The following is a 13,330-nucleotide window of genomic DNA, read 5'->3' on the forward strand; positions in this document are numbered from 1 at the left end:
AATCCGTGGCGCGCGCCGCAGTAAAGTCGACTGGACCGTTGCACGCATACGCGTCGACGGCTTCACGTCGTGCAAGCCCCGCGTAGCGGGCGCTTTGCACGGTCGACCTACGGACTGCATTCTGAATGGTTTTACCGATGACTGACACGCTCGTCTCCCCAGCCGCGATTCCCGCTCAACGCACTGCCAGTTTGTTCGCGCCCTCGCGTATTGCCGGGCTGCCCCTTAAAAACCGCATCGTGATGCCGGCCATGACACGCACGCAAGCGCCCGAAGGCGTACCGGGCATGGCCAACGCCGCGTACTACCGACGCCGTGCCGCAGGTGGCGTGGGCCTCGTGATCACTGAAGGGACGTGGGTGCCGCACGAGGCGGGTGCAAACGAAATCAATGTGCCCCGTATGTACGGCGAGCAGGCGCTCGATGGTTGGGCGCAGGTCGTCAACGCGGTGCACGAAGAACACGTGCCGATCCTCGCGCAGCTCTGGCACGTGGGGCAAATGAAGCAACCGGTCATTGAAGGCCTCTACGAAGCGCGATCGCTCGAACACGAACCCCGTCGCGTCGGACCTTCCGGCATTTTCGGCGGCATCGGCTCGACGATGACGCAGGACGGTGAACCTGCGGATCTCAATGATCTTGAAGCGATTGTGCAGGCCTTCGCCGACGCGGCATCCAACGCACAGCGCGTCGGCTTCGACGGGATCGAAATTCATGCGGGCCATGGATACCTGTTCGACCAGTTCTTCTGGCCGGGCACCAACCGCCGCACGGATGAATACGGTGGTCCGATGCAAAACCGCGTGCGTCTTGCTGCCCGCACGGTCGAGGCCATCCGACGTGCGACCGGCCGCGACTTCGTCATTTCGTTGCGCATGTCACAGTGGAAAATTCAGGACTTCGCCGCGCGCAACTTCGAAACGCCGAATGATCTGCAGGCGTTTGTTGAACCGCTTGTCGATGCGGGCGTCGACGTGTTTCATTGTTCGCAGCGTCGATTCTGGGAAGGAGAATTCGGCACGGATCGCAACCTCGCGGCATGGACGAAAAAGATCTCGGGCAAGCCCACCATTTCCGTCGGCTCAGTGGCGATGACGGGCGAACATATCGACACGCTGATGGGCCAGGCAAGCCGGGCTGCCGGCATTGACACGTTGATCGACATGATGAATCGGGGCGATTTTGACCTGATCGCCGTGGGCCGGAGTCTTCTCGTCGACCCTGACTGGCCGAAGAAGGTGCAAAGCGGGCGACTCGACCAGCTCAAGTCGTGGGATCCCGAGGTGCTGAAGACGTTGCAGTAAAACGCGGACGGACGGAGGTGGACCCGGCTTAGACCGGACCCGTCTCCGTCGCATCGATTGACCGCGAGAAAACGCTCAATCGAAAGCGCTTAAACGAAAGCGCTTAATCGAAAACGCTCAAGTGAAATCAGCAACCTGAACGACCACCTTCCCGAACGCGCCTCGCTTCAGATGTTCGAATGCCTGCGGAGCCTGTTCGAACGGATAGATGGCGTCGATGATCGGGACAATACCCTTCAGATCGATGGTGCGTACGAGATCCTCCAGCGCGCGTCGCGGACCCACCGAAATGCCTGTGATTCTTGCTCGCGAACCGAGAAGCGGCATTAACGGAAGCGTCAGCGAATCGGACTCGAGCAAACCGATGACGCTGACGTTGCCACCCGGGCAGATCGCCTGAAGGCAACGCGCTCCGTTATCGCCGCCGGCCATTTCAAGGATATGGTCGGCACCGCGGCCCCCGGTGATTATCAAGACCTCGTCTTGCCACTCGGGCGTCTCCCGGCGATCAATCGTGAATTGCGCGCCGAGTGCATGAGCGCGAGCCATCTTGTCGTCGCTGCTCGTCGTGACAATCACTTGCGCACCGTTCGCGAGCGCGAGCTGAAGCGCGAATAGCGATACGCCGCCGGTGCCCTGTACCACGACAGTCTGGCCGGCGCGAAGATGTCCCACTTCCATCAGTGCCATCCACGCGGTCAGTCCGGCAATCGGCAGCGTGCTCGCTTCGAAAGGTGTCAGCGACTGGGGTGCGCGGACGCACCACTCCGCGTTCGTCGTGACGTATTCCGACAACATGCCCTGAATCGGACCGCCCTGTGTGGGCGCGTCGGCCCATGACTTGGGTGCTCCGTCGATCCAGCCCGTGATGCATGTCGAGATCACGCGATCGCCGACCGCGAAGCGAGTGACCCCGGGGCCTACACCCACGACGCGCCCTGCCATATCGGACGCGGGGGTGAAGGGAAACGGCAGTGCCACACCCATGCCGTGCTCGGCGACTTCGGCATCTCGGTAGTTGAGTGACACGGCCTCGACTGCGACCAGCAATTCGCCAATACCCGGCTGAGGCATATCGACAGACTGGATGGACAGATTGCCGAGACCCAATGACGGAAGCGCCCAGCGCCGCATCGTGTCTTGCATGAGCTTCACCTTCTCTTTGAAAAAGCAATCATGCTAGCCAACCGCGACCCGTGAATTAAGGGGGTGCGAAGTCCGGACATTCCGGACACGAGGGTTCGCAATGCCGCATTGAGCCGCTCAATGAACCGACTGCCGAATGTGCTTCGAGATGTGCTTCGAGATGTGCTTCGAGATCGGCGCACTATGCGCGCGGCACCACGCGTATACATAGGTATCGCGAGCGACCGAATTGCTTGCGAACCCGTGAATGGAAACCTACGATCTTTTCAACCAGTCAGCGCATCCGCGCCCGAATTGTCGAGCGGTTCCAGCATTTGCGCCTCGCGCATGCCTTCACTACGCGAGAAAACATTGAGACAAGCCTCTTGAAGGGAGGCAGGACTTTCGCGGTCAAAGCGCGGACTTTTTGCGCGCACCGCAACCCTAAGATCACGGCTCCCGAAAGTGGCGCATGAAAGCCGCCGCGCGCATCAGTGCATGCCGCGCTCTCGCGTGCAGATGCAGTTCCAGATGCGCTGCCGACAGGCGCATTCGCAGGGGCGGCTTTACGCCGCGAAATACCGATAGCGAAAATCGCAAACTATAAAGGTTAGGCACGACTATGCATGGCTCCCAGATACGGGCTCAACGTCCTTCACAGAGATCTCGCACGGAGACCTTTAAAAAGCACGCCGATGTGCGCGCCGTGCTTGCACGCGGCCTGACGACGATCCTTGGAACCATCGCGGCTCGAATCGGCGAATCGCGCGCCTGGGCTCCTGGCATCGCCATTGCCGCGCTTGCGCTCGGCGCCTGTTCTAAAGCCAGCGAAGCCCCTCCGCCCCCACCGCTGCAAGTATCCGTAGCGTCGCCGCTCGCGATGAATATCGTCGACTGGGACGAATACGTCGGCCATTTCGAGGCGCCGCAAGCCGTTGAGCTGCGTGCGCGAATCACCGGTGTCGTGACGGAAATCATGTTCGAGGACGGGCAGGAGGTTCGGGCGGGCCAGCCCCTATTCACGATCGACCCGCGTCCTTATGAAGCGCAGCTCGAGCAAACGCGTGCACAGGTGGCCGCTGCGGAGGCCGCGCTTGCGAATGCGACCACCGTCGCTGCGCGATCTGAACAACTCGTCAAGAACCAGGCAGTGAGTCAGGAAGAGTACGAGAGCAACCAGGCGCAATTGCGTACGGCGCGCGCCAATCTTCTGGCTGCGCGTGCTGCGTCGGACAACGCATCGCTCAACTTGTCGTTTACCACGGTGCGTTCGCCGATCGAAGGACGCGTATCGAGTCGTCGGGTTTCGCTCGGTGACCAGGTGTCTGCCGGCACGACGCTGCTGACGACCGTCGTGTCTCTTGATCCCATCTGGTTTGTTTTCGATGGCGCGGAGAGCTTTTACCTGAAATACCTTCGCGAAGCGAAGCAGGGTCTTCGCGGGTCTTCGAGGACGACGCAGAATCCCGTCGACGTGCAGCTGTCCGACGAAACCGGCTTTCCTCACCACGGGCATATGGTGTTCGTCGACAACGCGATCGATCCAGGGACCGGCACGATTCGCGCGCATGCGACGATCGCCAATCCGGACCACTTCCTGACGCCGGGGATGTTCGGACGCGCTCGCCTGCTTGGATCGGGAACCTATAAGGCCTTGCTGATTCCGGACGACAGCATCGTCACGGATCAGGCTACCAAAGAGGTCTACGTCGTCGGTCAGGGTGGCGCCATCGTCAAACGCAATGTCGAAGTGGGCCCCGAAATACGGGGACTGCGAGTGGTGCGCGGCGGACTCGCGCAGACGGATCTTGTCGTACTCGATCGTCTCAACCAGATTCAGCCGGGCATGAAAGTCAGCATGCGCAAAACTGAACTCACGATCGGCACCAACGATACAAAGACGTCGCCATCCGTCTCTCTTCCTCAGCCGTCGACGGCAACGATCCCTCCGGCAGATTGGGCGAGCAAGTAAATGCGATTTCCTCACTTCTTTATCGACCGGCCGATTTTCGCAGCCGTCCTTTCGGTATTGATCGTCATCGTGGGTGCGATCGCGTATCCGCATTTGCCCGTCGGCCAGTACCCGGAGGTCGCTCCGCCGACCGTCGTCGTTACGGCAAAGTATCCGGGTGCCACGGCGGAGACTATGGCCGAGACCGTTGCTGTTCCACTTGAGCAGCAGATCAACGGCATCGAAAACATGATCTATATGTCGTCCTCCTCCGTCGGGGACGGCACGGTCGCCATCACGATCACCTTTTCGCTCGGCACGGATGTCAACGAGGCACAGGTGCTCGTGCAGAATCGTGTCGATGAGGCCATTCCTCGGCTGCCGGAAGAGACGCGGGCAATCGGGCTGACGGTGCGCAAGGTGTCGCCGGACGAGCTGATGGGCGTCGCCTTTTACTCCCCCGACAACTCGCTCGACGCGCAATACATTTCGAACTATGTGACGCTTCAGATCAACGATCGTATCAAGCGCATCAATGGCGTCGGCGATACCGAGCGCTTTGGCGGCCGCGACTACTCGATGCGTATCTGGATCGATCCTGATCAGGCGGCGGCAAGGAATTTGACCGTCGAAGAGGTGATCAATGCGGTGAAAGCCCAGAATGTCGAGGTCGCGGCCGGCACGATTGGCTCACCGCCGTTCCCGTCGAAATCCAACGCGTTTCAGCTGGGTGTCGAAACGCAGGGCCGCTTGAAAACCCCCGAACAATTCGGCGACATCATTATCAAGCGGGGCAAGGATGGCGCCCTGACGCGCCTGCGTGATATTGCTCGTGTCGAGCTCGGCGCGGAGGACTACACCTCCACTGTCTTCTTTACGGGAAAAAACGCTGTCGCGCTGATCGTCAAGCAGCAACCCGGCTCGAACGCGCTTGCCACAGCGGACAAGGTGAAGGCGGTACTGGCCGACGCTGCAAAGAGCTTCCCGCCAGGCATGGCTTACACGGTGGCTTACCACCCGACGGACTTTATCGCTGACTCGATTCACGAGGTGCAGAACACCCTCTACATCGCGTTGGTACTGGTGTCGTTCGTGGTGTTGCTGTTCCTGCAGAGCTGGCGCGCAGCCATCGTGCCGCTCATCGCGATCCCGATCTCGCTCATTGGCAGTTTCGCCCTGATGGCGGCGTTCGGCTTTAGTTTGAACAGCTTGTCGCTCTTCGGACTCGTGCTTGCAATCGGCATCGTGGTGGACGATGCGATTGTGGTCGTGGAGAACATCGAGCGCCTGATTACGGAAAAAGGCATTTCTCCACGCGATGCCGCGCATCAGACCATGGACGAAGTGTCCGGTGCACTGATTGCGATTGCGCTCGTGCTGTGTGGCGTATTCGTGCCGACTGCATTCATTCCGGGGCTTTCCGGACAGTTCTACAAACAGTTCGCGCTGACGATCGTGTCTGCGACGGCGATTTCCGCCTTTGTATCGCTGACACTTTCGCCTGCGCTGGCGGCATTGCTGATCAAGCACGGCCATCAGGCGACGGCGCCGGCCGCCGGCATTCGCGGATGGCCCGCGAAATTTGCCAACGCCTTCAATCGGACCTTCGACCGGCTGTCCGTGCGCTATGGAAAACTGACGGGGCGTCTTGTTCGAATGCTGTTCGTCGTGTGCGGTCTGTATGTCGTATTGATTTTGGCGACGGTGTGGCGCTTTCACGTGACGCCAACGGGCTTTATCCCGGCACAAGATCAGGATCTGCTGATCAGCGCGGTGCAGCTTCCGCCAGGCTCGTCGCTTGATCGTACGACTGACACGGCGCAACGTGTCATCAAACTCGCCCAGGCCATGCCCGAGACCGAGTATGCCGTCGCATTCTCGGGCTTCGATGGCGCGACGTTTTCGTTTGCACCTAACACCGCCCTGGTGTTTGTCATTCTCAAGCCTCAGCGGTATCGCGCGTTGTCCGACGTGCAGATTGCCGAAAGGCTGCGCAAGGCGTACTCGCGTATCGATACCGGCAACATCTTCGTGTTTCCGCCGCCGCCTGTTCGAAGTATCGGCACGGCGGGGGGCTGGAAGCTCGAACTGGAAGATCGAAACGGCGCGGGCTATCGGGCACTTGCCGCTGCGGCGCGAGACCTGATGAAGGCCGCCAACGACGAGAAGGGGATTTCGCACGCCTTCACGACGTTCAACGTCAACACGCCGCGTCTGTATGCGCATATCGACCGCGAGCGCGCGGAGCAGATCGGCGTGCCGGTGGAAAACGTGTTCTCCGCGTTGCAGACCTACCTTGGCTCGACCTACATCAACGACTTTAATTATCTGGGCCGAACCTGGCGTGTCACGGCGCAGGCGGATTCCGAGTTTCGAAAGTATTCGTCTGACGTCGAGAAGTTGCGCGCTCGAACCGCCGAGGGAAACATGGTGCCGCTCGGCTCGGTGTTGACGCTTGAAAACACTTCCGGCCCGTACCGGGTGGTGCGTTACAACCTCTATCCGTCCGTCGATCTGCAAGGCGACACGGCTCCGGGCTTTTCGTCGGGGCAGTCGCTGGCAACGATGGAACGGCTGGCGGACAAGGTACTGCCACGCGGCATGACCATCGAGTGGACGGATCTGGCCTATCAGCAGCGCCAGGCAGGAGACACCGGAATCTACGTATTCGGCCTGGCGGTGCTGTTTGTGTTTCTCTTGCTCGCGGCGCTGTACGAGAGCGTGATGCTGCCGCTCTCCGTCATCCTGATCGTGCCGATGTGTCTGCTCGCAGCCATCAGCGGCGTTGGCGCGATGCACATGGATAACAACATCCTCACGCAAATCGGCCTGGTGGTGCTGGTCGGGCTTGCCGCGAAGAACGCGATTCTGATTGTCGAGTTCGCGCGCCAGGGCGAGATGGAAGGCCTCGAGCATCATGAGGCGGCCGAGCGGGCCGCTCATCAGCGTCTGCGACCGATATTGATGACGTCGATTGCATTCATTCTGGGGGTGATGCCGCTTGTGTTCTCGCATGGCGCGGGTTCCGAAATGCGCAAGGCGTTGGGCGTTGCCGTGTTCTTCGGCATGCTCGGCGTCACGTTCTTTGGCTTGCTGTTCACACCGAGTTTCTACGTCCTCACCAAGAAACTGGGGGAGAAAATCGATGCAGTGGTGGCGCGATTCAAGCGGCGCAAACCTCACGCGCAGTTAAGCGGAAATCAGTCGAGGCCCGTCGTTGAAGGAGAAGAGCAGTGAGATTCGAACATTCCCCAACGCGTCCGGTTCGAACGTGGGTCACACTTGCAGCGGCAGGTGTGATCGCGGCAACGTCGCTGTACGGATGCGCACTTGGACCGGACTACGCGCGTCCTGATGCGCCGGAGCATGCGGAGCGTACATTTGCCGAGTCGCATGATGCGTCATTCGCGTCGACGACGACGGCAGCCAACTGGTGGGAGCTTTACAACGACCCGGTGCTGACACGTTTGATCCTGCAGGCATTCGCGCACAATCCGACGATTGAAGTCGCGAAGGCGAATCTCCGCCTGTCCAGGGCGCAACTCGACGAGGCGGGAGCGGGGCGCTTGCCGTCTATCGGAACCTCAGCGGGATATTCGAGGAACCGGGTCGGCGCCGAGAATTTCAACACGAGCGCGAGCCAGGCTGCCGGCGGTTCCGGATTCGCCGCTGACCACGGGGACTTCAACTACTATCGCGCGGGATTCGATGCGAGTTACGAGGTGGACGTATTCGGTCGCGTGTCCAGGTCGATCGAAGCCGCCCGCGGCGATACGCAAGCTGCAGAGGCTGCCCTCGACGGCGCAAGGATCTCCATCGCGGCCCAGGTCGCGCAGAGCTATGTCGACGCGTGCGGCTTTGCTGACCAGGCCGATGTCGCTCGCGAAACCGCGCAGATCGAAGCGAACACGGAAGAACTGACGCTGCGTCAGCTGAAGTCCGGACGCGGCACACGCCGTGATGTCGATCAGGTGACCGTTCTCGTCGAACAGGCGAACGCGCAAGTGCCCGTACTTGAGGGAGAGCGCCGTGCCCAGTTGTACGCCCTGGCTGCCCTGACCGGTGTGTCGCCGAGCGACATCGACAGCGAGGCCGCGCAGTGTCGCGATGTGCCCAAGGTGACGCAGCCCATACCGGTTGGCGATGGCGCGGCGTTGCTGGCCCGACGGCCAGACGTACGGCGTGCGGAACGAAAGCTGGCTGCGGATACGGCACGAATCGGTGTGGCGACGGCCGAGTTCTATCCGTCGGTGACGCTTGCGGGTGCGGCGTCCATAGGCGCCCCGTCCTTTGGGAATCTCGGCAGAGGATCATCGTTTTCGTATTCGTTCGGTCCGTTGATCTCCTGGACATTTCCGAACATCGAGGCCACGCGCGCCCGCATCGCGGAGTCGCGCGCGGGGGCCGATGCCTCGTTGATGGAGTTCAGGGCGACGATGCTCGCGGCACTCGAAGAGACCGAGCAAGCACTTGCACGCTATAGCGCGGCGTTGGACCAGAATGCGGCGCTGGTGCGCGCGGCGGCGGCGGCAGATGACGCCGCCAACTTGTCGCGGGTCAGATTCGATGCCGGCAGGGATAGCTTTCTTGATCTCCTGGTTGCGGAGCAGGATCGAGCGACCGCGCGCCGAGCGCTTGCGACCTCCGACACGTCGGTTGCCGATCTTCAAGTGTCCGTGTTCAAAGCCCTGGGCGGCGGATGGGAAAGCGAGGCAGGTGACGACAAGACGTCAACGGTCACGTCGTCGCGTTAAGTGTTCTGGTGCAAAACGACGTCCTATACGAATGTATCTCCGAAGATACGCTTGAGCGTTTGAACTCCGACGGGCTGACGCATTAAATACTAGACATTCAGTGGACGCGCTAAAGCGTCTCTGTATGCCTCCCAACGTCACTCCGTAAGGAGAATCAAGTGAAAGCAGAAATCAAAGGCGCGCTGCTCGCCTGCGTCGCTCTGTCCGCTATTGCACTCGCCCAGTCGTCGGGCGAGTCACATGCGAAACGCTATTTACCGGAATACACATCATCGGGGGAATTGATACTTCCTAAGAATTTTCACGAATGGGTGTTTGTGGGGTCGCCGTTGACCCCTAACGCATTAAATGGAGGGAAAGCGAATTTCCCGGAATATCACAACGTCTATATCGAGCCAGGGTCGTATGCGATATACAAAAAGACGGGGAAATTTCCGGAAGGCACGATTATGTTCAAGGAATTGCAGCTCACCAAGGAAGCTCAATTTCCTGATGGGTCAAGAACGGAACCTTCAGGGCGAGGCTTTTTCCCGGGCGATCTGAACGGCGCTGACGTTATCGTCAAGGACACCAAGCGCTACGCCGATACGAATGGGTGGGGTTTCTACAATTTCAATCATTCGGAACCCAAGGCCCCGACGGCGAAACTCAGGGCGAAAAACGAATGTGCGTATTGCCATATTGCGAGCGCCAAGAAAGATATGGTCTGGACGCAGTTCTATCGGTTGCTCGACGATGACGGCAACGTCAATCACGACACACCCAAGGCGCAATAAAGCCGGTTGAAAGAGCGCCGCCGATGCGCCCGGCGCACGGTGGCGTTTGACGGACCTACGGTCGGCGAGCGGATCTTCCGTATAGGAATGTCACCCGAATGCGACACGGCGATGTCATGCCGTGTCGCGTCTCGTACGTCCGCCCGAAGCGCATTTGCCGGTGTGGCAAAACCCTGAATGCAGGCACAGAAGGATGGCAAGCATATGGAAATCGGCCAGTTGACCTCGGCGACTCAAGCGCCTGGCAGTCAGGACGTCACGAAACCTCCTCTGCGTCACCTCTCTGCCCAGGATAGGGCGGTGCAAGAGGCTTTGCGAAGGCGTGCCGGGAGGAAGTCATTCCTTTCGGCTTTGAGCGTCGTCGATTGGGCGTTTGCGTTCCTGCTGGCGGGAGGTGCCGGATTCGCGCTGTACCGCTATAGCGGGCACATGAATTATTACGACAAGCTCGTGCTCGATTGCGCCGTGCCGACGTTCGCGATCCTCGGTTGGCGATGGAAGTCTTTACGCTTGCTGATGGTGCTGATCGCCACGCTTTCGATCGGATCGACTCTGTTGTACCAGGGACATCTTGAGCGCGCGGAGACCACGTTTTTTCTCAAGTATTTGCTGTCGAGTCAGTCCGCCATCCTGTGGATGAGTGCGCTACTTTTGCTGGCTACCGGATTTTATTGGCTTGGGGTTCTGGGTCGTTCCAAAACGGGTGCCGCGATCGGCACGATGCTGACATGGTCCGCTGTATTGATGGGTTTCGTAGGCTTGATGGTCCGTTGGTACGAATCCTATCTCGTGGGCGCTGACGTTGGCCATATTCCCATATCAAACCTTTATGAAGTATTCGTGCTCTTCTGCCTGATTACTTCGTTGTTTTATCTTTACTACGAGCAGCACTACAACACGCGTGCCCTTGGCGCCTTTGTATTGCTCGTCATCAGCGCGGCCGTCTGCTTTCTGATGTGGTATTCCGTTTCGCGTGACGCGCAACAAATCCAGCCGCTTGTGCCGGCGCTACAGAGCTGGTGGATGAAAATCCACGTTCCGGCTAACTTTATCGGCTACGGCAGCTTTGCGTTAAGCGCGATGGTGTCCGTTGCCTATTTGCTCAAGGAGCGGGGTGTATTGGCCGATCGTCTTCCGGCGATCGAAGTGCTCGACGACGTCATGTACAAGTCCATTGCCGTCGGGTTCGCCTTCTTCACCATTGCCACGATCCTCGGCGCACTCTGGGCCGCGCAAGCCTGGGGCGGTTATTGGAGTTGGGATCCGAAGGAGACGTGGGCGCTCATCGTGTGGCTGAACTACGCAGCCTGGCTACACATGCGTTTGATGAAGGGGCTGCGCGGGTCAGCGGCTGCATGGTGGGCGTTGACCGGTCTTCTCGTCACGACGTTCGCTTTCCTCGGCGTCAATATGTTCCTGTCGGGGCTGCATAGTTACGGAAAGCTTTAAAGCACGCACCGCTTGCCCGACGCGTTTAGACCGCGACCGCGCCCAGCCGGTCGGCCCGTTGCGCCACCGAAACCTCTGCGACGCAACGGGCCCCATGCCGCTTACTGCAGCAGCTTCAGCACCGTCTGCGGGATCTGGTTCGCTTGCGCGACCATTGCCGTACCGGCTTGTTGCAGAACTTGAGCGCGCGACAGCTTCGACGCTTCCGACGCGTAGTCCGCATCCTGAATCGCCGATTGCGAGCTTTGTGCGTTCTGCGTCGACGATTGCAGGTTCGTGATCGTCGATGCGAAGCGGTTTTGCACAGCGCCGAGCTGACCTTGCAGGCTGTCGACTTGTTGCAGCGCCGAGTCCACCGCGAGCAACGTCTTCTGTGCGTCAGCGACCGTCAGAACGTCGGCGGTGGCCAGGCTGCTGTTGCCAGCCGATGCCGTGAAGATCGTCGTTTGTGCCGTCGTCGACAGGCCTGCGTCCGATGCGACTGCGCTGCTGCCCGACAGGGTGATGCCGGCGTTCGAGAACGATTCGAGTTGCAGGTGACCGCTCGAGTCTGCCGAAGCGACAACGTTCGTGACGTGCGCTGCGTTGATGGCTGCAGCCAGGTCCGATGCGTTCCACGTCGTGCCCGTCGTGACGACCGTGCCGTTCAGCGTGAAGCTCGTTGCGGTCGTGCCCGACAGCGAAGCCGACGAGTTGACTGCGCGGCCCGTCGATTGCAGGTTCGTGCCGCTCGACAGCGTCGTTGCGTCCGTGCCCGACAGACCGATCGTGCTGCTCGACGACAGCGTGATCGTGCCGTAGAGCGTCTTCGCCGTCGACGTGATCGCTGCGCCACCCGTCGTGATCGCATTGGCGCCCGACGAATCGGTGATGGCGATGTTGCGGCCATCCGCTGCCGTCAGGGCCAGCGAACCGTCTGCGTTTTGCGAAGCCGTCACACCGGTCGAAGCCGATTGCGCGTTGATGCCGTTGATCAGGTTACCGACCGACAGGGCGCCGACGCCTGCGCTGTACACGTCCGTGCCATTGATGTTGATCGTCGTTGCCGTCGACACCGATGCTGCGAGCGTGATGTTCTGCGTGTTCGTTGCCGTGACGCTCAGGCCCGAGATGTCCGACGAGTTGATCGCCGAAGCTGCTGCGTAGGCCGAGTCAGCTGCCTGGCCTTGACCGCTTCCGGCCGTTGCCGTGCCGATTGCGTACGTTGCGCCGCCACCGAGCTGAATGGCGAGCGAACCGGACGCCAGGTTTTGACCCGAAGCCGAACCGATTTGCAGCGTCGTTTCCGACGTTTGACCGATTTGCGAGGTCTTCACGCTCGACGACAGGTTCACGCTGATCGTCTGGCCAGCGTTTGCGCCAACCTGGAAGTTCGCGACGCCGAACGAGCCGTCGAGAAGGTTCAAGCCGTTGTATTGCGTTTGCGACGCGATACGGTTGATTTCCGAGAGGCGTTGCTGAACTTCCTGATTCATCGACTGACGGTCGGTCGACGAATAGGTCGAGTTCGAAGCTTGCACGGCCAGCTGGCGGATACGTTGCAGGTTCGACGTGATTTGCGACAGAGCGGAACCGGCCGTTTGCGCGAGCGAGATACCGTTCGTTGCGTTTTGCTGTGCGGCCGTCAAGCCGTTGATCTGCGAGGACATGCGATCCGAGATCGCGAGGCCTGCAGCATCATCCGCCGCGCTGTTGATCTTCAGGCCGGACGACAGACGCGTGACAGCCGAAGTCAGGCTGGCTTGCGAGTTCGTCAGGTTGTTCTGAGCGATCTGCGACAGGATGTTCGTGTTGATGATCGATGCCATGAAGCAGCTCCATTTTCCAGGAAAAGATGCACGCGAGTGCAAGTCGATCGACGAAATGAAATGACCACTGTTTCATTTGCCGATGAGCCCGTTAACGGAGTCGACATTCGTAGCTTTAGAATGGATTTCGAATTTCCTTCAAAAAAATTATTATTTCATCGAT

General features: G+C 59.9%; 8 protein-coding genes. 6 read left to right on the forward strand and 2 right to left on the reverse strand.

The window, feature by feature from the left end:
- Positions 1–137 precede the first annotated feature (137 nt).
- A complete protein-coding gene (locus ACMFWR_RS29435) occupies positions 138–1,304 on the forward strand; it encodes a 12-oxophytodienoate reductase (protein ID WP_413195907.1) in 1,167 nt (388 codons plus the stop codon).
- A gap of 117 nt (positions 1,305–1,421) precedes the next feature.
- On the opposite strand, the gene ACMFWR_RS29440 is transcribed toward ACMFWR_RS29435, so the two are convergent.
- Positions 1,422–2,450, reverse strand: a complete 1,029-nt coding sequence (locus tag ACMFWR_RS29440; RefSeq protein ID WP_413195908.1) for a zinc-dependent alcohol dehydrogenase family protein — start codon at positions 2,448–2,450, stop codon at positions 1,422–1,424.
- Between the two features lie 676 nt (positions 2,451–3,126).
- Between ACMFWR_RS29440 and ACMFWR_RS29445 the strand changes: the two genes are divergently transcribed.
- The 5 genes from ACMFWR_RS29445 (at position 3,127) to ccsB (ending at position 11,359) form a co-directional block, all read left to right on the forward strand.
- Positions 3,127–4,401 (forward strand): efflux RND transporter periplasmic adaptor subunit, encoded by a 1,275-nt coding sequence (locus tag ACMFWR_RS29445; protein ID WP_413195909.1) that lies wholly within the window; start codon positions 3,127–3,129, stop codon positions 4,399–4,401.
- On the forward strand, positions 4,402–7,617 hold the full coding sequence (locus tag ACMFWR_RS29450; RefSeq protein WP_413195910.1) for an efflux RND transporter permease subunit: 3,216 nt from the start codon (positions 4,402–4,404) through the stop codon (positions 7,615–7,617).
- A complete protein-coding gene (locus ACMFWR_RS29455) occupies positions 7,614–9,134 on the forward strand; it encodes an efflux transporter outer membrane subunit (protein ID WP_413195911.1) in 1,521 nt (506 codons plus the stop codon). The genes ACMFWR_RS29450 and ACMFWR_RS29455 overlap by 4 nt, the downstream gene beginning before the upstream one ends.
- Before the next feature lie 158 nt (positions 9,135–9,292).
- Complete coding sequence (locus ACMFWR_RS29460) at positions 9,293–9,910, forward strand: cytochrome P460 family protein (protein WP_413195912.1); 618 nt, start codon at positions 9,293–9,295, stop codon at positions 9,908–9,910.
- A gap of 204 nt (positions 9,911–10,114) precedes the next feature.
- Complete coding sequence (ccsB, locus tag ACMFWR_RS29465; protein ID WP_413197383.1) at positions 10,115–11,359, forward strand: c-type cytochrome biogenesis protein CcsB; 1,245 nt, start codon at positions 10,115–10,117, stop codon at positions 11,357–11,359.
- Positions 11,360–11,460: 101 nt separating this feature from the next.
- Here the strand turns inward: ccsB and ACMFWR_RS29470 are convergent, their stop codons facing one another.
- The gene (locus tag ACMFWR_RS29470) at positions 11,461–13,167 is read right to left on the reverse strand and encodes a flagellin (protein ID WP_413195913.1); all 1,707 of its coding nucleotides are present in this window, start codon (positions 13,165–13,167) and stop codon (positions 11,461–11,463) included.
- Between the last annotated feature and the right edge of the window lie 163 nt (positions 13,168–13,330).

The sequence above is a fragment of the Pararobbsia alpina genome (assembly GCF_965118125.1).
GTDB lineage: Bacteria > Pseudomonadota > Gammaproteobacteria > Burkholderiales > Burkholderiaceae > Pararobbsia > Pararobbsia alpina_A.

Bases quoted from the DNA above. Each gene is read 5' to 3' on its own strand.
- ACMFWR_RS29435 (WP_413195907.1), top strand. From the start codon at position 138: ATGACTGACACGCTCGTCTCCCCAGCCGCGATTCCCGCTCAACGCACT.
- ACMFWR_RS29440 (WP_413195908.1), bottom strand. From the start codon at position 2,450: ATGCAAGACACGATGCGGCGCTGGGCGCTTCCGTCATTGGGTCTCGGC.
- ACMFWR_RS29450 (WP_413195910.1), top strand. From the start codon at position 4,402: ATGCGATTTCCTCACTTCTTTATCGACCGGCCGATTTTCGCAGCCGTC.
- ccsB (WP_413197383.1), top strand. From the start codon at position 10,115: ATGGAAATCGGCCAGTTGACCTCGGCGACTCAAGCGCCTGGCAGTCAG.
- ACMFWR_RS29470 (WP_413195913.1), bottom strand. From the start codon at position 13,167: ATGGCATCGATCATCAACACGAACATCCTGTCGCAGATCGCTCAGAAC.